Source organism: Varibaculum sp. GTC20041, assembly GCF_055387755.1.
In genome coordinates this window covers 1,375,755-1,394,402 of sequence record NZ_AP041144.1, presented here as the reverse complement: position 1 = coordinate 1,394,402, position 18,648 = coordinate 1,375,755, and the positions used below count along the sequence as shown (strand labels likewise).

Sequence of the window (18,648 nt, the reverse complement as noted above, 5' to 3'; positions counted from 1 at the left end):
AGCTTCATGGTTAAGTATTTAGATCCAGAAAGTGATTTTGGCCTTCCCCGGCGTCGGAAGAAAAGCCCCAATCTGGCGGCGCGGCGGCAAAAGAATGCGGAGCTTCCTAGAGCGGAAGCATTAGCTGCGGCCAGGGAGGCGGCGCTGCGAGTACTAGATCGCACCGCTGCCTCCAGCTCCCAGATTCACCAAAAACTGACTAAGGCGGGTTTTCTTCCAGAAATTGCTGACGAAATCGTCACTCGCTTTGTCGAGGTGGGGTTGCTAGATGACCGCGAATATGCCGCCATGCTGGTGCGTACCCGCTTTCAAGAACGCGGCCTCGTGGGCAGAGCCTTAGTTCAAGAGTTAAACCGGAAAGGCATAGCTCCTGACCTGCAGCAAGAAGCCTTAGCGCAGATTTGCCCGGAGCGAGAGGCGCAAAACGCTCGGATGCTAGCGGAAAAAAAGGCGCGCTCTTTGCACAATGTTTCCTATCCGCAGGCAATGCGCCGGATAGGTGCATTTTTAGCTCGCAAAGGATACTCGCCCAGCCAGTGCCGCCAAGCTACCCGCGAGGTATTGGCAGATAGAGACTTCGAAACTGAATAGGCAAGGCCGGCTCGTGCCATGATGGAACTATGAACCAAGAACTAGATACGTTAGCGCGTCGCTTACAAGAGATTCTGCGCGAGAAAAGCTACACCATCGCCTGCGCCGAGTCCCTAACTGGCGGGCTGGTATGCGCAACTCTGTGTGATATTGCCGGAGCCTCCGACGTGGTTGCCGGGGGAGTCATCACCTACCAGACCAGCACGAAAAGCGAAGTCTTGGGGGTTTCCCGCTCCCGCCTACAAGAAACTGGAGCCGTAGATCCGGTGGTGGCCGAAGCAATGGCACAGGGAGCGGCCAAACTACTTTCTGCTGACGTGGCTCTAGCTACTACCGGAGTGGCCGGACCAGGCAGCCAAGACGGACATAGTGCCGGTACGGTGTTTATTTCAGTGGCAACCCCCGCCGGGGGAGCAACTACGGAGCTTTCTCTATCCGGAGATCGTAACCAGATTCGCCTGCAAACAGTGGCCGCCGTCCTCCAACTGGCGATTGAGGCATTAAGCTAAGCGCTTGTGGGTGGCACGGATTCCTCGGGTAACCTAGAAGCGTGGCATACGATTACGAAGAGCAACTGGCTAAGGCGCAAACTACTCTAGAGAAAATTCGGGCGGTTACTGATCCGGAAAAGTTGGGCGCCCAGATAAAAGAACTGGAACAAGCCAGCGTAGACCCTAATCTATGGGATGATCCCGATCATGCTCAGCAAGTAACCTCGCAGCTATCTCACCTAAAAGCCCGTCTTGACCAGGTAGAACGCTTAGATCAAAGCGTAGAGGACGCCCTAACTTTGCAAACTATGGCGGGTGAAGAGCTGGGGGAAGATCGCGAAGAAATTCTATCTGAGCTGCGTACCCTGCTTGAAAAACTAAATAAAGAGCTCGCTGAACTGGAAGTTCAAACCCTACTTTCCGGTGAATATGATGAACGCCGGGCAGTGGTTACTATCCGATCCGGAGTTGGGGGAGTAGACGCCGCGGATTTTGCGGAAATGCTGTTGCGAATGTATTTACGTTGGGCGGAGCGCCACGGCTATCCCACCCAGGTGATGGATACTTCTTATGCGGAGGAAGCGGGAATCAAGTCCGCTACTTTCCAAATTGACGCGCCTTATGCCTACGGGACTTTATCAGTTGAGGCCGGAACTCACCGCCTGGTGCGACAAAGTCCTTTCGATAATCAGTCACGCCGGCAAACTTCTTTTGCCGCGGTAGAAGTAATCCCCCTAATTGAATCCGATGACCAGATAGAGATTCCGGAATCCGACTTGCGGATAGATGTATTCCGCTCTTCTGGACCGGGCGGGCAATCGGTAAATACTACCGACTCGGCGGTACGGATGACTCACATTCCCACCGGGATCGTAGTCAGTATGCAAAACGAAAAGTCCCAGATCCAAAACCGGGCAGCGGCGCTGCGAGTACTGCAATCGCGGCTGTTGCAGTTACGACACGAGGAAGAACAAGCCAAGAAGAAGGAACTGGCCGGAGAAGTAAAAGCGTCCTGGGGAGACCAGATGCGCTCCTATGTGATGCACCCTTATAAAATGGTGAAAGACCTGCGTACTTTAGAGGAATCATCGCAGGTAGATTCAGTATTAGATGGAGATATCGATAGTTTCTTAGATGCGGGAATCCGGTGGCGTAAAGCCCAGGAAGAAAGTGAGAACTAGCACGTCAAAGCGCCAAGCGTCCCCTAATCGGCGTGTAAGCACCAATGCCGCCTCCCTAGGCGTTAAGTTGGTCAGTGCCGGAGGCTTTCAACAGCTAGTGGGGGATGCATGATTACTTTTGACGATGTCTCAATGGTTTATAAACGGGGGGCTCGCCCCGCGTTAAACCACGTGAGCACCAATATAGAGCGGGGAGAATTTGTTTTCCTCGTGGGTAAATCAGGTTCAGGCAAGTCCACTTTCCTAACTATGATTTACCGCGAAAATAGTCCCACGGAAGGCACCGTGACGGTGTTGGGAAAGGATGTTGGCCGGCTCTCGCGGTGGAAAGTTCCGAAATTACGTCGTCAAATCGGTACAGTTTTTCAAGATTTCCGCCTGCTAGATAACAAATCTGTGGAAGCAAATGTGGCCTTAGCGATGCAGGTGATTGGGCGCCCTCGGCACGCTATAAAAACGGAAGTGCCCCAGGTATTATCGCTGGTGGGGCTAGAGGGTAAAGAAAAACGGATGCCCTATGAGCTATCTGGTGGGGAACAGCAGCGAGTAGCGATCGCCCGCGCGATGGTTAATCGCCCAGAGATTCTACTGGCAGATGAGCCCACCGGAAATCTGGATCCGAAAACCTCGCTGGGGATTATGCGACTGCTGGATCGGATTAACCGTACGGGCACCACGGTAGTGATGGCCACTCACGATGACGAGATTGTCAATCAGTTACGCAAACGAGTGATTGAACTTGTAGATGGGGAAATAGTGCGCGACCAGGATCGCGGCGTGTACGGATCGAGTCGAAGCTAGGAGAAGAAATGCGTTTGCGGTTTATCCTTGGCCGGGTATTTTCCGGACTGGGACGTAATATGGCGATGACCATTTCGGTGGTGTTGGTGACCTTTATTTCCCTGCTGTTTGTGGGCGTAGGCGGCCTGTCCCAGATGCAGATTTCTGCGATGCAACAGGAATGGTACGCCAAGGTGGAAGTTAGCGTCTATATGTGCGCTCAGGACGACCAGGTGGGCAACTGTAATGGTCAGCAGGCTACTAAGCAGCAGATTCAAGATGTTCGCGACGAGTTAGAGCACGGAACTTTAGCGGCCTATGTTGACCATTACGATTTCCAGAACCACGATCAGGTGTACGCGGATTTTCAAAAGCAGTATGGGGATACCACTTTAGGAGAAGCTACTAAGCCGGAGATGCTACCCCAGGCTTTCCGGATCAAAATGAAGGATCCTTCCCAATACGAGATTGTCTCTGCCCAGCTAGAGGGACAGCCGGGGGTAGAACAAGTTCAAGACCAATCCCAGTTGGTTAAACCGCTAATGAATCTGTTTAGCCAAGCTAGTCGAATTTCTTGGGGATTGGCGGCGGTGATGGCGATTGCGGCGATCCTGCTGATTGTTACCACGATTCGCCTGTCGGCCATGTCGCGGCAAAAAGAAACCGAGATTATGCGGATGGAAGGTGCCTCCGGGTTGTTTATACAATTGCCCTTTATGATTGAGGGCGCGCTGTGTGCGCTCTTGGGCGCCTTACTGGCTTGTGGGGCGCTCTATGCAGGGGTGAAATACCTGGTACAAGGGTGGTTGCAAAAGACGATTCCCTTCATCCAATTCGTAGATCTGCGCGAGGTAGCAATTTTGTCCGGCATCATCGTGGTGGCGGCTTTAGTGCTTTCGATTATTGCCTCCCTGGCTTCCCTAGCTAAATACGCGAAGGTGTAACCATGTCTTTTAGAAAACGTTTAGGAAAAATTCTTGGTGCCACGTTAATAACTGGATCCTTGGTGCTGGCCGGCGCCTCCAGTAGTGCGCTGGCTTCCGATCGCTCCAAAGCAGCGGATAAAGAAAAAGCCGCTTCCAGTAAGGCAGCGCAGTTACGGGCTTCTTTGGAGGACGTCAGCGCGGATTTAGCTGAGTCAGTGATCGCCCTGGAAAACACCAAGGAAGCGCAAAAAAGTGCCCAGGGCGCATATGACGAGGCAGTGCGAGTGCAATCTAACGCGGCGCGCGAGCAAGCTCAGGCACAAGACCACTTGGATGTGGCTAGTGCGCAACTGAAACGGGTAGAACAAGCCCTGGCCGCCTCGCAAGAGAAAGAAAGCGAAAACTTGAGCAATATCGGGCGGGTGGCTCGAGAAACCTACACCAACCCAACTGTCGGGGGGTCTTTCGAGTTTTTCATTTCCGATAAGGATAGCGGGGATTTAAGCACCTATGCCCGTAATGCGCAACTGGCTGCCCAGTTACAATCTGATTCTTTGAAAAATGTGCAAGACCAGATTGTTGGGCAAAAGAACGCGCAGATGGAACAGCGGGAACTGACCGCGCAAGTTCGCAAATTAAAAGAAGAGGCAGATGCAGCTTTGCAGGCTGCCCAGAGCGCTAAAAGCACCAAGCAGACAAAACTCGCGCAGCTAAATCAGACTCTGGAACAAAAGAGACAGCAGGAAGCGGAGCTAGCAGCTAAGAAGGGTGAGATCTCGAAACAGCTAGCGGAAGCTGAAAAGGAGCAGCAACAGGCTCAGGAACGGATTAGGCAGATTGATGCCCAAAACCGCAGGACTCAGGAAGCTAAGGCCGCTAAGAATAACAGTGCTGCCCGCAGTGGAAATGCGGGCAGCAGCAGTGCTGGCTTCAGCTCCGGGGGGATTTTTCAAGCTCCGATTAAGGGAGGTATGTACCTTACTTCCCCCTTTGGATACCGAATTCACCCGGTGACTGGACAGCGGCGCCTGCATATGGGAGCCGATATTCACGCTGCCTGTGGGGTGCCGCAGTATGCAGCCGCTAATGGCACCGTGGTTTCTACCCGTTATGAAGGTACTGGGGGCAATACGGTGACGATTAACCATGGGATGCTGGGAGGCAATTCCTGGATCAGTGTTTATCGCCATATGACTCACTTTGCTACTAGCCCGGGGGCGCGGGTGGCTAAGGGACAATTGATTGGTTATACCGGTGCTACCGGTAGGGTGACTGGCTGTCACGTGCATTTTGAGCTGTGGAAGAACGGTTCGGTAATAAATCCCATACCTCTTCCTTAGCAATTATGCGATAGCGTAGGAAAGCTATGAGTAAGAAAAACAAGGGTCAGGGCGCGCCAGCAGCCTCTCAGGCGGGCGCGCAGATGATTGCGCGCAATAAAAAGGCGCTGCATGACTTTTTTATTGAAGAAACCTATGAGGCGGGTTTGGTGCTTACCGGTACCGAGGTGAAATCCTTGCGTATGGGCAGAGCCTCTTTAACCGAGTCTTGGGTGGAGATTGACCGCGGGGAAGCCTGGCTGCAGCATGCTCATATTCCCATGTACATTAACGGTACCTGGTCGAATCATGCTCCGTTACGTAAACGTAAACTGCTGCTACATCGGCGCGAAATAGATAAGTTGAGCGGTCAAGTGGTGGCTAAGGGGCATACGATTGTTCCTTTGGAGCTGTATTTCTCCAGCGGTCGGGTGAAAGTGAAAATCGCCCTCGCCCGCGGTAAACAAGAGTGGGATAAACGGCAAACCTTGCGCGAGCAGCAGGATAAACGCGAAGCTCAACGAGCTATGAAGGATTGGAATCGGCGCGCGTCGGTGGGCTAGCTGCAGGTTGAAGTCGCCGATCCTGCTTTGGGTATTAACCCCCGCTTTTGCCCTCCTGCAAATCTGGATAGGATCATTTCAAGGGCTAATGCCCATTTTGTGTGTCTTTATTTTGGTGTTTTGGCTGGTGGAACCTTGTAATTTGGGGTTTGGTTAGCTTTTTGGGCTTGTTTTCTACGGGTTGTTGACTTTCCGTGTTTTTGGTGTAGGGGTCTGCTTTTGTTTGATTTATGGGTCGTAGATCAAGCAGAAGAAAGTGTCCTACCTGCGGCGAGGCGGGTGCTAAAAGGAATGGTAGAACCAGAAAAGGACTTCAGCGTTACCGCTGTACCAAGTGCGGGGCCTCTTTTTGTAATACCCGGCCAGATATTTCCAGAAAGGCACAGCTTGACCAGTTCGTTAAATGGTTAACCGGGAAAGACGCTATAGGCGACCTGCAAGTTTCTTCTTCTACCTGGCAGCGAAGAACTAACTGGTGTTGGCGGGTTGAACCGGTAATCGTACCAACTGGGCAAATCTATGACTATATACAAATAGATGGCACCTACCTGCCTTACGGCTGGTGTCTTCTAACCGCCGTAAACAGTGGTAAAGTCCTGGCCTGGCAATGGTGCAACCAAGAGAACAAGGCCGCCTATAAACAGCTGTTAAAACGCTTACCAGAGCCCTTAATGGTTATAACTGACGGGCAAGCCGGAGCGTTAAGCGCTATCAAAGACCAATGGCCAAACACGCGCGTGCAACGCTGCCTAGTACACATAAAACGAAACATCCGTGCCCTTACAACAACCAACCCTAAAATCCCGGCACACAAAGCACTATGGGGTCTAGCCAAACGCCTGGTAACAATAAAGGATCTAAACCAAGCAGACCAATGGATAGGGCTAGTGCAAGCCTTCCATAACCAATGGGGAAAATGGTTAAACCATAAAACCTATAAAAACCAAGTACCCCAAGACCAAATACCCTTATGGATTCGCCCTAACCAGCAATGGTGGTACACCCACCAAAAAGCCCGCAGAGCCTACAACCTACTCGCCAAACAAACCAGGAAAGCAACCCTGTTCACCTTCCTAGACCCGACCCTAAACAAACAAGCCACCACCACGCTACCCGCCACCACCAACGAGCTAGAAGGCGCTATAAACGCCGCCATCAAAACCCTGATCTACAACCATCGCGGCTTATCCGAGCCCCACATGAAAAAAGCCACCGAATGGTGGTGCTACCTCCACAGCGAACACCCACTCAAACCACACCAACTAATCCAACCACACCACCTAAAACCCGACCCCAAACCAGGGCCCGAACAACCGAAACCAGGCCCGAAACTATGGGACAACGCCATCGACTACAACCCCAAATACCAAGACGGATCCCTACACATCCGCAAAGGCTGGGCAGGACACTAAACCACCCCGACACGCCCGGAAAAAGACACACAATTCGGGCATTAACCCCATTTCAACCGCGCTGGAAGTGCAAAACAAAAACTCTCCGTTAACTTGCTGACAGGCAAGGATAACAGAGAGTTATTATTTGGTATTTCAGTTAGCAGGCGCGGCGAGCCCGAGCCTTGCGGCGCCGCATACTGCGCCGTTCATCTTCGCTCTTTCCACCCCAGACTCCGGCATCCTGGTTGTTATCAAGTGCCCAAGCCAGGCAGGTTGACTCGACTTCGCAGCGCGCACAAACCATTTTTGCGCGCTCTGCTTGGGCGATAGCGGGGCCGGTATTCCCGATCGGGAAGAATAGTTCCGGATCCTCTTCTAGACAGGCTGCGCGTGAACGCCAATCCATCTGCGTCTCCTTTTAAGGTTAACGATAGGTAACGATTTTGCGGGTAACTGCCCTTATAGAACTCTGTCTTGGAGGGCAGCTCCTTTGCTACTTACTATTTTTTTAGTTACGAACAGATAAATCAAGGGTTTTAACAGTTCAGAACGGGTTATTTTGCGTGTAACCGATCATAAAAGAACTAAATTTTAGCGAAGTTTAGAAGAAATAGCCACTTGGATGGCAAAACCTTTACCTTTTTTGATTATCATCCCCCGTCCCGGAACTAACCCAATTTGGTCCGGAAAAGCCTGGGAATCTATTCCCTTGAGGAAAGGACGGCACTGCGCGGAACTGCCTAAAACTACCAGAATCGCCCGCTGGCGTAACTCAGATAGCGACCCCGAAAAAGCAGTCTGGAGAACCTCGGGACTGACAGAGGCAATCACTCGCGTCCTGCGGGAATGGATATCTGGATCTCGCGAGGAGCACGCTGAGACTTGCCCCATCTGCGGGGCAGAAGAAATCGTCACCTCTGTAGAGGAGCTAAGCCGGGGATCATTAGCGTTCAAATCCTCAACTATTTGGTGATCAGGTAACAAACTGGCAAGTAAGTTTGCGGTAGTGGTTTTTCCGCTGCCATTGTCACCGATTATTAACCAATCTTGCTCGTGGTCTGCTGGCTCTACCGGCAGGGTTCCGGATAGTCCTAAAGCAAGAATATTTTCCGATTCTTGGTGGCTGTCCGGCTTCGGAAGGTGAAAGCGAGCAGGCAGAGCTCGCAGACGCGTATGAGGACAGGTTAAATACTTATCGCCCTCGGGAATCGGGGGTATCGCCGCCCTAAATGGGGTCGCTTCCTGGCTCGGGGAAAACACAAAGATCCCCGCTTCGCTAATCTGTTCTAAAACCTGGGGACTAAAACCGGCTTGGGCAGCCTGCACTCCATCCCGGATCCCGCCCACTATCTGGGTTTTTAATCCTTGAAAAAGCCGCGAAGAAGCCATAGCCGGTCCGGAGACTACTAGCAGCGAAATGCCCAGCGCCTCGCTTTGGCGGCAAATGGAGGCCAGCAAATCATGTCCACTGAGCGGGCCGTAGGTACGCTCGAGAGAGTCCAACAGATCTTCACAATCATCGATAATTAGCGTCCCCGAAAGTTTTCCCCGACTGGCCAGTTTTAATAGCTGCAAGCTAACCTGCGGGGTAGTGGCAATAGTTCCCGGCCAAGATTCCTGATGAGTTTCGCTAAACGATGGTCCGAAGAACTGTTGCGGTGAGGTACAAATTACGTGGACTTCCCGTCCTCGATTGGCCAGTTGTAAAGCCACCATCAAAGCTAGCGTGGTTCTACCAGAGCCAGCTGAACCTACCACTTGCAGAGAAAATCTCTCTGGCAGGGTTAAAGGGGAAGTGCATTGCCGGTGCGGATAATCCCCCAACCCCAAAACTACTTTGTCACCGGCTGGCGGTAGCTGCGGCAAAGTTATGCGGCGAGGCAGGGGAGGCGCCCAGGGAAGCCGGGGAGGACAGGGAGGATGCCAAGCCGCGCGACACAGCTGCGCTAGGTGCACCGCCTGCGCGGTATGCGGGATCCATGCAAATTGCACCAGCTTCCCGGAAGCATCGCTGGCAGAGGTTATCCAAGCACGTCCGGCTATCGCCGGTAACTTAGCGCCGCGAGCATCCCCTAATACATCCGTAGAATCTGCAGCTTCTAACACCCGTAAACAAATCCGCAGTCCCATATTCGACTTGATTTGTCCATCTACAATCCCCGCTGGACGTTGGGTAGCCAAAATCAGATGAATCCCCAGACTGCGCCCCAAAGTCGCTAGCCTGATTAAAGAATCAAGTAAATCCGGGTGGTCGGTAGCTAGTACTCGAAACTCGTCCACCACTACCACAATCCGCGGATGCGGTCGGTTTTTGTGCTGTTCACGGTATTTAATCTCGGCGTTCAAAGACAAGATAGCCCGTCTGGTAAGCGCCGGTTCCAGATCCGTTAAAATTCCCAAAACGTGCGGTAGGGCCTCCATTCTTTTAAACGCATCCCCACCTTTATAGTCCACCAGTACATATTGCAGTTTGCTGGGGGGATGAGATAGCGCCATCGAAAGCAGCCAGGTGGTCAAGGCTGCCGATTTACCCGCCCCGGTGGTGCCAGCCAAGAGGGCGTGGGGTCCGTCTTTAACCAAGTCCAAGTAGCTGACTTTCTGAGCATCACGAGCCACTGGAGCCTGCAGAGACCGGGAATGTTTCCAATTATCTGTAATGGTGGCCAAAGGTGCACCTGCACCGATGATCTGTGGCCACAGTTGCTCAAAAAGGACATTATCAGCGAGTTTGCTTGCGGATTCGCCAGCGCGATCCCGCCAAAGCAATTCGCACCAGAGCCGGCTCGGTAAATCGGCGTGAGCGGTAGCGCGCCGGTGATTTGGTACCGGCATAATCCGATTCGCCCACACTGGAGCCTGACCGGGAGTTTTCGCCCAGGTAACCCAAATGCTATCCTCGCTACCTGCAGGGTTTTGGGTCGGAGAAGCCACTACTACTCGCGAAAGTGAGCGTTCCGAGGGTGCTGCAAGCGTGTCCGGATAATCTCGGTTAGCTAGTGCGTCCTCGCCAGGGGCTTCCTCGCTATCCCTATAGCTATCTGGGGAATGGTCTTTGTCGCCACGGCTAAAATCTGCTGCGGTGACGGCAAACTCCAGCCGGTAGCGAGCGCCTTCTTGCCAGGCTATTTGCGCTGCCCACCACAGGGCACGTTCGCGGGCATAGCTGCCGGTAAAGCAGAGTTTATCTCCTCCTTTAGCGCGGATTACCCAATGCGGGCTTATCCAGGCGCCCACTTCGCCGGAATCGTTAATGGAGGCAGGAGGGTAGGAGGAGCGTTCTGATTGGCTAGCAACCAGGAGCAACTGCGCGGGAGTTACCGGGCGGGGGCGGCGATAAAACCAAACCCCAAAACCCAGGATCGCGATGCCGGTAAAAATCAAGATTCCCACTAGCGGGGGAATCTTGAGGAGGGAAATAAGCGAGAACGGTAAGAACACTAGTATGGGTAAGAATAACCATTGCCGCCAAGACCCCAGTTGTGTCTTTGGGCGAGGACGCGGAACGTGGAGGTGGCGCGGGCGCGAGGATACTTTTAATACCGTGCTTCCGGCGCGAATCCTAGAAGATGTCCCAATCTCTTGCTCCTGGCGGATCCGCGAAAAGCAGGAAGCAGTTGCGCCGCGAAAAGTGCCATTAGCTGAACCGAGATCGCGCACCCGCAGTTTGTCTGGCTGAGAGATAAACAATAGGTGTTCGCGGGATACTGCCCGGTCGTGCAGCTGATCTCTTCCCAAGGTGCAATAGTTGCCCGCGAAGGGCAACACTAAGCCGGCAGCTGGGCCGCGCTCGACCTGTAAATGACAGGGAGCAGCTAAGGCCTGCCGCACTGATTCCAACTCCACTTGGCCAATCTAACTGCCGCCAATGCCGCACTGCCAGATTATTTTTTTAGCCTGTGGATAACTCCTCATGGATAACAAACCTTTTTCTTTTCGGGATAAAAAAGGGAAAATGAAGCCATGGCGAGTGAATACGAGCAGGCTTTGGCGCAGGCACAAAAACAGTGGGAAGAGCTGGTAGACCAGATTAACCAGGCGCGGGTTCTCTACTATGACCGAGATCGTCCCACGCTTTCGGATGCCGAATATGACCAGTTGTTTCGTCAACTAGAAGAACTAGAGGGACGTTTTCCGCAGCTAATAAATCCCGATTCGCCCACCCAAACCGTAGGGGGGAGCGCGCAAAAAACTTTTGCTTCCGTAACCCATCTAGAGCGGATGGCTTCCCTAGATGACGTGTTTGACACTGACGAAGTATCTAGTTGGTACCAGCGAATGGCGCAGGCCACCGGGAAAGAAAAACCCCAGGTGAGTGCAGAAGTAAAAATTGACGGCTTAGCGGTTAACCTCACCTATCGGAACGGGATACTTGCCTTGGGGGCAACTCGCGGAGATGGCAGTGTAGGTGAGGACGTGAGCGCCAATATTCGCACTATCGCTAATATTCCCTCTCAACTTTCCGGCACCATAGTGCCCGAAATCTGTGAAATCCGGGGGGAGATCTATTTTCCGCTCTCCGCTTTTAATAAGTTAAATGAGCAGCGCAGCGCCCAGTGGGAGGAGTACAGCTCCGCCAAAAAAGCCGGTAGTCTTGCCGCTTGGCGCGCGCAGCGGCAACAGGCCGGGCTACCCAGCAAAGTGGAGCCACCTTTTGTTAATCCCCGCAATGCGGCTGCCGGATCGCTGCGGCAAAAAGATGCCCGGGTAACGGCGACCCGCCCCCTAGCTATGATTGCCCACGGCATCGGGAAAGTGCAATGGAAAGCAGCTGATCTAGCGGCCGGTTTCGCCCCGCCCGCCAGCCAATTGCAGTGGTACCACCAGCTTCGTCAGTGGGGGTTGCCGGTCAGCGAATATACTCGCCCCCTGCGCGGCCTGGATAAAATCCAAGAGTTTATTACCCATATCGGTAAAATCCGTCCCGAAATTAGTCACGAAATTGACGGGGTCGTCCTCAAAATCGATGACCTGAAAACCCAAGATGAACTGGGATTTACCGCGCGGGCTCCGCGCTGGGCGGTTGCCTATAAATTCCCGCCCCAAGAAGTTCACACCAAACTAGTAGATATCCGGGTTGGGGTGGGGCGCACCGGCAGGATAACCCCCTACGGGGTAATGGAAAAGGTGCTGGTAGATGGCTCTAATGTGGAGCGAGCTACCCTCCATAATCCTTTCGAGGTGCGCCGGAAAGGCGTGAAAATCGGAGACACGGTGGTGCTGCGCAAAGCCGGGGACGTGATCCCGGAAATCGTATGCCCGGTAGTGGACTTGCGAGACGGCAGCGAACAGGATTGGCAAATGCCTCAGCATTGTCCTTCCTGTGGCAGCGAAATTCGTCCCGAAAAAGAAGGCGATAAGGATCTAAGATGTCCCAACCAGCGCCATTGTCCCGAGCAGATTAAAGAACGCGTTATTTTCTTAGCTTCGCGCGGCGCCCTCGATATCGAAGGATTAGGGGAACAAGCGGCGGCAGCGCTAACTATGCCGGAGGCTGACCGTCACCAGGTTGCCCTCGCCCTCACCCGGGGAGAAGCGGTCGCAGCAGCGGGTAGCTTTATCTATTTTTCGGAGGCCGATCCGGCTGCTAGTGTCCCTGCCGAGGACGCGGAGTCGCTACTGCCTCCGCCCGCCTTACCGGCGCTTCCCCTAGAATCTGGGCTATTTGATTTAGATACTGGGCAGCTCCTCCAGGTAAAAACTTGGAATCGGAAACAGATAACCAAAAGCGACCGGGCAAAACTAAAATCCCAGCTAATAGCCGGGGGGAAAAGCGATAAAGAAGCCGCAGACCTAAGCAAAAAGCTGCTGAGTAGTGGAGAAATCTGGAGTTATACCCCCTATTTTGCAGGCGGGAACCCCCAGGCACCTGCCCTGGCCGCGCGGGGAAAACTGTTACTAGCGGAGCTAGAAAAAGCGAAGACTCAGCCGCTGTGGCGCATTTTAGTCGCGCTATCGATTAGGCATCTAGGTCCCCAGGCCTCCCGAGCGCTAGCTGCCCGTTTTGGGAGCCTGCAGGCAATCGCCAGTGCCAGTGAAAGTGAACTAACCAGCGTGGATGATATTGGGGCGGAAATAGCCTCCTCTATAAAGGGCTGGTTCGCTGTTGACTGGCATCAGGAAATCGTGTCTGCCTGGGAAAAGGCGGGGGTAGTGATGCGCGAAGAGGCCTCCGCTGACTCTGAGCAAACCCTAGCGGGACTGAACATAGTGGTTTCCGGCAGGGTAGAGGGTTATACCCGCGACGAAGCCAAAGAAGCCCTGATGCGGGCAGGCGGAAAATCTGCATCCTCGGTTTCAAAAAATACAAACCTGCTAGTTTACGGAGAAAAGGCCGGATCAAAACTAAAGAAAGCCCGCGAACTTGGGGTGGCTTGCCTGCCTGAGCAGTATTTTTCGCAGCTTTTAGCGCAGGGAATGGAAGCAACCCTCGCCGCGGTTGGACTAGGAGGTGGAACAGGAACTGAGCAGAGAAGTGGGCAAACAATAGCTACCCCACCTGCGTCCTCACCCAAGAAAATGTCCTCTTCAACGCCACCGGAGTCCGGGAGTGCTTCTGATAGTTTGTTTTAGTGCGTATGCAACAAAGTCCTTAGGCAAGGCGTTAAAGTGGTAACTATGTTGAGGATCCCGAAGAAAACGATCCCGCCGTTGCTGCGCGGCTTAAAAATTGTGGCTGCGGTGATTGCGACCCTGCAGGCTGCGACGGTTACGGTTATCGTGGCGATTGACCAGTTACGAAAGTTGCGACAAACCGGTAAACCTGGTGGTTATCCCCAGATAAAACCCCAGCCTATCCGGGTGGATCGCTCCTGCCTGAAAACCTATATGGATGGGGAAACTCTCTATCGCGATATGCTTGCGGCTATCGAGGGCGCGAAAGAGCGGGTATTTTTTGAAACATTTATCTGGAAATCTGACGAAATCGGACAAGAATTCAAAGACGCCCTAATTCGGGCAGCAGAGCGCGGCGCCGAGGTCTATATTATCTGGGATCGTTTTGGAAATATGGTGGTCGATCCTCGGTTCTTCCGTTTCCCCAGGTTAAAAAACCTGCATGTCCTGGGATATTCCTTAAGACATACGGCGCGTGATCACCGTAAAATTTTGGTAGTGGACTCCAAGGTGGGTTTCGTGGGGGGCTATAACATCGGCTCCTATTACTTGGACAACCAGTGGCGAGATACCCATTTGCGCATTAGCGGTTCCAACGTGTGGGAGCTGGAAAGCGCTTTCTTGGACTTTTGGAATTACGCGCAAAAATGGCATTTACGGTTAAAGAAAGTACGGGATCCGCGCGCCAAGTCTTGGAATTCGAAAATTCAGGCCTGTGTTAATGACCCGAAACGACTGCTATTTCCAGTACGCGGAATGTATGTGAACGCCCTGGATAAAGCGCAAGAATCCGCGTATATTACCTCGGCTTATTTCGTTCCCGATCGGGTAATTCAGCGTTCCCTCATTGATGCTGCCCGCCGGGGAGTAGATGTGAAGGTGCTGGTACCAGCCAAATCAAACCATATTCTCGCGGATTGGATTTCACGATCCTATCTAACTGATCTGCTCGATAACCAGGTGGAACTGTGGCTTTATGACAATGTCATGATCCACGCCAAAACCGCTGTTATCGATGGATACTGGTCAACAATCGGCACCGCCAATATCGACCGGCTATCGATGACCGGAAACCATGAAATCAATATGTCGATTACCTCCCGGCAGCTAGCGGCAAATATGGAGAATATTTTCTTTACTGACCTGTTAAATGCGCGCTCTATTAGTCGCCACGAATGGAATCAGCGTCCCTTTATTGCCCGGATAGCCGAGCGACTATTACGACCTTTCGCCTTCCTGGTTTAAGCGCAGTTGACGGCGGTTGTCACCGCGAGCCCGATCTGAGGCCCGGGGCGTAATATGACCGGGAGTGCCTCGGGCATTAGACTGGTGATATGTCGACAATTGATAGGGATGAAGTAGTGCGCGTTGCCGCCTTAGCGCGGATCGCACTCACCGATGAAGAAATAGACCAGTTCGCGGGGGAGCTGGGGCAGATCGCGGCGGCGGTTGCCACTGTCTCTGAGGCCGTAGGGCCGGATACGAAGGCCACCTCCCACCCGATTGAGATGAGCAATGTACTCCGCCCAGACGAGGTAGGGCAGTGCCTTGACCGGGAGGAACTATTGGCCGGAGCGCCTTTGGCTGAAGATGGCCAGTTCCGGGTACCGCAAATCATTGGGGAGGAGTAACCGTGGAAGACTTTTTGAAACTTTCAGCCCTACAGCTAGCGGAGAAGCTGCGCGCTGGGGAGCTGACTTCCGAGCAGCTGACTCAGGCTTGCCTGGATCGGATTGAACAGTTAAACCCGAGCCTAAATGTGTTCGTGCATCTAGATCCGGAGGGAGCGTTAGAAACTGCCCGGCGCGTAGACAAGGCTCGCCAAGGCGGAGAAGAACTACATCCTTTGGCGGGTCTGCCGATTGCCTTGAAAGACAATATGGTTACTCGCGGTCAGGAAACAACTTGTTGCTCCAAGATTTTGGCTGGTTGGAAGCCTCCCTATGATGCCACGGTAGTTAGCAAAATCAAGGATGCGGGTCTGCCGATTATCGGTAAAACCAATATGGATGAGTTCGCGATGGGCTCGTCTACTGAGCATTCTGCCTTCGGTCCCACCCATAACCCTTGGGATCCTTCCCGGATTCCCGGTGGCTCTGGTGGCGGCTCGGCTGCGGCAGTCGCTTCCTTTATGGTGCCTTTAGCTTTAGGTTCTGACACCGGGGGCTCGATTCGCCAGCCCGGTGCAGTCACTGGCACCGTGGGCGCCAAACCCACCTACGGGGCGGTTTCCCGATACGGTCTGGTGGCGATGGCTTCCTCGCTAGATCAGATCGGCCCGGTGACCCGCACGGTGGCGGACGCGGCGGCGTTACAAGAGTTAGTGGGCGGGCATGACCCCTTTGACTCTACCTCCCTAGATGAACCGGTTCCCGCATTGCTGGAGGCCGTGCAGGAATACCAAGGTAAAACTGACCTTTCCGGTCTGCGCCTGGGGGTAGTTAAACAGGGCGGCGGAGACGGATACGAAGAGGACGTAACCCGCACCTTTAACGACACAGTGGCAGCTTTGAAAGAGCGGGGAGCTACGATTACCGAAATCGATATGCCTTCCTTTAAAGATGCCCTCGCCGCCTATTACTTGATTATGCCGGCAGAAGTTTCTTCTAACATGGCACGCTTTGACGGTATCCGTTTCGGAATCAGAGTAGAGCCGACCTCCGGGCCGGTGACTGCCGAAACCGTAATGGCGGCTACCCGCGAAGCCGGTTTTGGGGCAGAAGTGAAACGCCGGATTATTTTGGGTACCCACGTGTTATCTGCCGGATACTTTGATGCCTATTACGGTAGCGCCCAAAAGGTACGCACCTTGGTGCAAGAAGACTACGCCAAGGCATTCTCGCAGGTAGATGCGCTAGTATTGCCCACTTCGCCCACCGTAGCCTTCAAACTCGGAGAAAAGATTGGCGACCCGCTGACCATGTATAACTGCGATATTGCCACTATCCCCGCGAACCTGGCGGGAATTCCGGCGATCAGCGTGCCGATCGGGTTGGATCATCAAGGGCTGCCGATTGGTTTCCAGGTAATGGCGCCTCAGCGCGGCGACGCCCTCATGTATCAGGTAGCCCAGGCCGCAGTTGACGCCTGCGGCACCGATGTTCCGGCTGCTTGCCCGGTGAAGTAGAGGAGAAGCAATGAGCGATTTAATGAAATACGAAGATGCAGTAGCCGAATTCGATCCGGTATTGGGACTGGAAGTCCACGTTGAGCTGGGCACTGAAACCAAAATGTTTGATAGCGCCCCGAACTCTTCACTGGGAGAACCTAACACCCGGGTAACCCCAGTCTCTGTCGGTCTACCCGGATCGCTGCCGGTAGCTAATAAGCGGGCAGTGGAATACGCGATCAAGATTGGGCTGGCGCTCAATTGCGAGATTGCCCCCTTCTGCCGCTTCGCCCGTAAAAACTATTTCTATCCCGACCTGGCGAAGGCCTACCAGATTTCCCAATTCGATGAGCCTATCGCCCATGACGGCTATGTAGATGTTGAACTCGATGATGGGGAAATCTTCCGGGTAAATATTGAACGTGCCCATATGGAAGAGGACGCTGGCAAGAACACCCACATTGGAGGAGACGCCGGTCGTATCCAAGGTGCCGCCTATTCCCTGGTGGACTATAACCGCGCCGGGGTGCCGCTAGTTGAGATTGTTACTCGCCCTATTGAGGGCGCGGGGGCTCGCGCTCCCGAGGTAGCCGCCGCGTATGTACGTACTTTGCGCGATATTTTCCGAGCCCTGGAGGTTTCCGAGGCGCGGATGGAACGCGGAAACGTCCGCGCGGACGTGAACGTGTCATTGCGCCCCAGCCCGGATGCGCCCTTGGGAACCCGCACTGAAACTAAGAACGTGAACTCGTTTAAAGCCATCGAAAAAACGGTTACCTTCGAGATTCGCCGTCAAGCCAAAATTCTTACTGAAGGCGGCAAAGTTATCCAAGAGACCCGACACTGGCATGAAGACACTGCTACCACTTCTTCGGGGCGGGAAAAATCTGACGCGGAAGATTACCGTTATTTCCCGGAACCAGATTTGGTGCCGGTAGCTCCCGCGAAAGAATGGGTGGACCAGCTGCGCGCTAACCTGCCGGAACTGCCGGTAGCCCGGCGCCGCCGCCTGCGCGAAGAATATGGTTTTTCCGATATGGAAATGCGCGACGTGGTAAACGCGGACGCTTTGGATATTATCGAGGCCACGGTAGAAGCAGGAGCCGTACCCCAGGCTGCGCGGAAATGGTGGATGGGAGAAATCTCCCGGATTGCCAAAGAAAAGAACCTGGGTCTTGAGCAGGTTGCGGCCAAGCCCGCTGATGTAGCTCAGCTACAAGATCTGGTTGACCAGGGTAAACTTAATGACAAGTTGGCTCGCAAGGTAATCGCCGGGGTACTGGAAGGTGAAGGCACCCCCGCCGAAGTTATGCAGGCGCGCGGACTTGAAATCGTGCGAGACACCGCTGCCCTAGAGGCCGCGGTAGCCCAGGTGATTGCGGATAACCCGAAAGTGGTAGAGCAAATCAAAGGTGGCAAAGTCAAGGCGATTGGCGCCCTCATGGGTGGGGTCATGCGTGCCACCAAGGGGCAGGCGGATGCCGGGGAAACGCGCGAGATGATCCTCAAGCAAATCAACGGATAACCAGGGGATGTTACTAATGTGACTAATTACCTCTTTTTGGTTTTCCAATAGATAGTACGGTCGTTACGAAGCGGCTCTGTCAGAAGTAACAGCTGGCAGAGTCGCTTTTCTAATTATTTTTCAACCTAATTGTTTCCGAGTACTGGACAAGAAAAGA

Annotated in this window: 15 protein-coding genes; 13 read left to right on the top strand and 2 right to left on the bottom strand. The window is 53.5% G+C overall.

The window, feature by feature from the left end; all coding sequences use genetic code 11:
• Positions 1-6 precede the first annotated feature (6 nt).
• From ACZ5BI_RS05915 to ACZ5BI_RS05880, 8 genes are all read left to right on the top strand, one after another.
• On the top strand, positions 7-591 hold the full coding sequence (locus ACZ5BI_RS05915; RefSeq protein ID WP_464895848.1) for a regulatory protein RecX: 585 nt from the start codon (positions 7-9) through the stop codon (positions 589-591).
• 29 nt (positions 592-620) lie between these two features.
• A complete protein-coding gene (locus tag ACZ5BI_RS05910) occupies positions 621-1,100 on the top strand; it encodes a CinA family protein (protein WP_464895847.1) in 480 nt (159 codons plus the stop codon).
• A gap of 41 nt (positions 1,101-1,141) precedes the next feature.
• Positions 1,142-2,263 carry a peptide chain release factor 2 gene (prfB, locus tag ACZ5BI_RS05905; protein WP_316086589.1) on the top strand — a complete coding sequence of 374 codons (1,122 nt, stop codon included), beginning with the start codon at positions 1,142-1,144 and terminating at the stop codon, positions 2,261-2,263.
• Positions 2,264-2,371: 108 nt separating this feature from the next.
• Positions 2,372-3,064: a cell division ATP-binding protein FtsE gene (gene ftsE / locus ACZ5BI_RS05900; RefSeq protein WP_024058531.1), complete on the top strand. Its 693-nt coding sequence runs from the start codon at positions 2,372-2,374 to the stop codon at positions 3,062-3,064.
• Between the two features lie 8 nt (positions 3,065-3,072).
• Positions 3,073-3,987 carry a permease-like cell division protein FtsX gene (gene ftsX, locus ACZ5BI_RS05895; protein ID WP_316086588.1) on the top strand — a complete coding sequence of 305 codons (915 nt, stop codon included), beginning with the start codon at positions 3,073-3,075 and terminating at the stop codon, positions 3,985-3,987.
• A gap of 2 nt (positions 3,988-3,989) precedes the next feature.
• The gene (locus ACZ5BI_RS05890; RefSeq protein WP_316086587.1) at positions 3,990-5,309 is read left to right on the top strand and encodes a peptidoglycan DD-metalloendopeptidase family protein; all 1,320 of its coding nucleotides are present in this window, start codon (positions 3,990-3,992) and stop codon (positions 5,307-5,309) included.
• Positions 5,310-5,335: 26 nt separating this feature from the next.
• Positions 5,336-5,851 (top strand): SsrA-binding protein SmpB, encoded by a 516-nt coding sequence (gene smpB, locus ACZ5BI_RS05885; RefSeq protein WP_316086586.1) that lies wholly within the window; start codon positions 5,336-5,338, stop codon positions 5,849-5,851.
• A gap of 230 nt (positions 5,852-6,081) precedes the next feature.
• Entirely contained in the window at positions 6,082-7,263 is a 1,182-nt protein-coding gene (locus tag ACZ5BI_RS05880) for an IS1249 family transposase (RefSeq protein ID WP_464895807.1), read from the top strand.
• A 139-nt stretch (positions 7,264-7,402) separates the two neighbouring features.
• Here the strand turns inward: ACZ5BI_RS05880 and ACZ5BI_RS05875 are convergent, their stop codons facing one another.
• Together ACZ5BI_RS05875 and ACZ5BI_RS05870 are read right to left on the bottom strand one after the other, a co-directional pair.
• Positions 7,403-7,651, bottom strand: coding sequence for a WhiB family transcriptional regulator (locus tag ACZ5BI_RS05875; RefSeq protein WP_022865014.1), 249 nt, complete (start codon positions 7,649-7,651; stop codon positions 7,403-7,405).
• 185 nt (positions 7,652-7,836) lie between these two features.
• Positions 7,837-11,088 (bottom strand): FtsK/SpoIIIE domain-containing protein, encoded by a 3,252-nt coding sequence (locus ACZ5BI_RS05870; protein ID WP_464895846.1) that lies wholly within the window; start codon positions 11,086-11,088, stop codon positions 7,837-7,839.
• Between the two features lie 117 nt (positions 11,089-11,205).
• Here ACZ5BI_RS05870 and ligA point away from each other — a divergent pair, with 117 nt between their 5' ends.
• The 5 genes from ligA to gatB all read left to right on the top strand — a co-directional run bounded on the left by ligA (position 11,206) and on the right by gatB (position 18,491).
• The gene (gene ligA, locus ACZ5BI_RS05865) at positions 11,206-13,815 is read left to right on the top strand and encodes an NAD-dependent DNA ligase LigA (RefSeq protein ID WP_464895845.1); all 2,610 of its coding nucleotides are present in this window, start codon (positions 11,206-11,208) and stop codon (positions 13,813-13,815) included.
• Positions 13,816-13,860: 45 nt separating this feature from the next.
• Complete coding sequence (locus ACZ5BI_RS05860) at positions 13,861-15,102, top strand: phospholipase D-like domain-containing protein (RefSeq protein WP_316086426.1); 1,242 nt, start codon at positions 13,861-13,863, stop codon at positions 15,100-15,102.
• Positions 15,103-15,191: 89 nt separating this feature from the next.
• Positions 15,192-15,488, top strand: a complete 297-nt coding sequence (gene gatC / locus ACZ5BI_RS05855; RefSeq protein ID WP_238127389.1) for an Asp-tRNA(Asn)/Glu-tRNA(Gln) amidotransferase subunit GatC — start codon at positions 15,192-15,194, stop codon at positions 15,486-15,488.
• A gap of 2 nt (positions 15,489-15,490) precedes the next feature.
• Entirely contained in the window at positions 15,491-16,984 is a 1,494-nt protein-coding gene (gene gatA / locus ACZ5BI_RS05850; RefSeq protein WP_278610535.1) for an Asp-tRNA(Asn)/Glu-tRNA(Gln) amidotransferase subunit GatA, read from the top strand.
• 10 nt (positions 16,985-16,994) lie between these two features.
• On the top strand, positions 16,995-18,491 hold the full coding sequence (gatB, locus tag ACZ5BI_RS05845; protein ID WP_024058543.1) for an Asp-tRNA(Asn)/Glu-tRNA(Gln) amidotransferase subunit GatB: 1,497 nt from the start codon (positions 16,995-16,997) through the stop codon (positions 18,489-18,491).
• Positions 18,492-18,648 lie beyond the last annotated feature (157 nt).